1 protein-coding gene is annotated in these 1,383 nt (G+C 29.3%); it reads left to right on the forward strand.

All coding sequences use genetic code 11. The annotated features are described in order from the left end of the window. The first annotated feature begins 26 nt into the window (after positions 1-26). Positions 27-1,271, forward strand: a complete 1,245-nt coding sequence (locus tag BGS43_RS03230; RefSeq protein WP_096568759.1) for a Cj0814 family flagellar-dependent secreted protein — start codon at positions 27-29, stop codon at positions 1,269-1,271. Positions 1,272-1,383 lie beyond the last annotated feature (112 nt).

Here is a 1,383-nt window from a genome sequence, read left to right on the forward strand (position 1 = left end):
AGAAAAATCTAAATTAAGGAATTAATATGAGTATCTTTAGCATCAATGATAACTCAAACTATGGTTCTATACTTTCACAAGCAAAAGCTAATAAAGAAAGTAAAGAAAATTCTAAAATAAGTTTTGCTAATGCTTTTTTAAAACAAAATGCTAGTAAATTAAATGAAATTCAAAATGCAAATTCACAAACCCTAGTAAGAAGTGAAGTATTAAATTCTACTAATACAACAAATACTAGCAATAATACTAATTTTAGTATAAGTAGTAAGACAAGTTCTCCTAATTATGATATATCAAGTGAATTTAAAAACTCTATTTATACTCTAAAATATAAACAAGTAGATTTAAACACTGATACAGCCTATGGTTATAGTGTGGATAAAGATGGTTATATGGGAAGTGATTTTAACAAAGCTGCGGGACTTCCTGAAGATTTTAAGATACATAAATCTACTTTGGATGAGATAGAGAGATTTAATCAACATGGTATGGCTGATGAAACTAGTGGTAATTATTATGATAGTTTTGATATGGCTTCTATTGTTAAATCCTATTATAATAGTTTTAATCAAGTAATAAGTGCATTTCCAAATGATAAAACAAGTTTTAGCGAAGCTGATTTAGAGCAATTACCAAAAGGACTAAATTATGGTCGTAATGAAAACAAAGAAAAAATTGTAAAAAATATATTTAATGCGGAACAATTTCACGAAGCACAAGCGATTAAATATTCTACTATGGGTTTGGATATGAACCTTATGAAACTTGACTTTTCTCCGCAAAGCATGGAGCAAGGACCTTCAAATGAAGGTGAATTTAATCCTGATATGTCAGTTTATCCACAAAATGAAGATGGAAATTATTCTAAAGAAGCTTTATTTATGAGTTTTTTAAAATCCTATCCGCCTTTTCCATCTCCAAATCAAGTTGTTTTTAGTCCTGAAGCAAAAGTTCGTGAAGCAAAACTTGAGCTAGAAATGAAAGCAAATCCCTCTTTTGATATTTCCTTAGACGACATTATGACAGGCAAAGTAGATTTTGCAAGTTTATTAAAAGGTTATGCACAAGATGGCTGGCTTGATGCAGGTATTTATGCAATGGAAAAAGGAGTTGAATGGCAAAATGTATACGTAGGCAGTGGAATCTCTTTTGATAGAGAATTTCATCAAGCAAAAGCTAATGGTTGGAAAGCAAGCAGTGAAAGTATAAATTCTTATGTTGGATCTATAATGGATAGACTTAATAATCTTATAGGACAAACTAGGGTTTAAGGGTTATGGATAAGTAGGTTTAAAAACTTGTTTATCTATATAAAAAAATAGAAAAATCTAAATTAAGGAATTAATATGAGTATCTTTAGCATCAATGATAACTCAAACTATG

The sequence above is a fragment of the Campylobacter sp. 110 genome (assembly GCF_002383965.1).
GTDB classification, from domain to species: domain Bacteria; phylum Campylobacterota; class Campylobacteria; order Campylobacterales; family Campylobacteraceae; genus Campylobacter_D; species Campylobacter_D coli.

Coding starts and splice junctions, on each gene's coding strand:
- BGS43_RS03230 (WP_096568759.1), top strand. CDS start 27: ATGAGTATCTTTAGCATCAATGATAACTCAAACTATGGTTCTATACTT.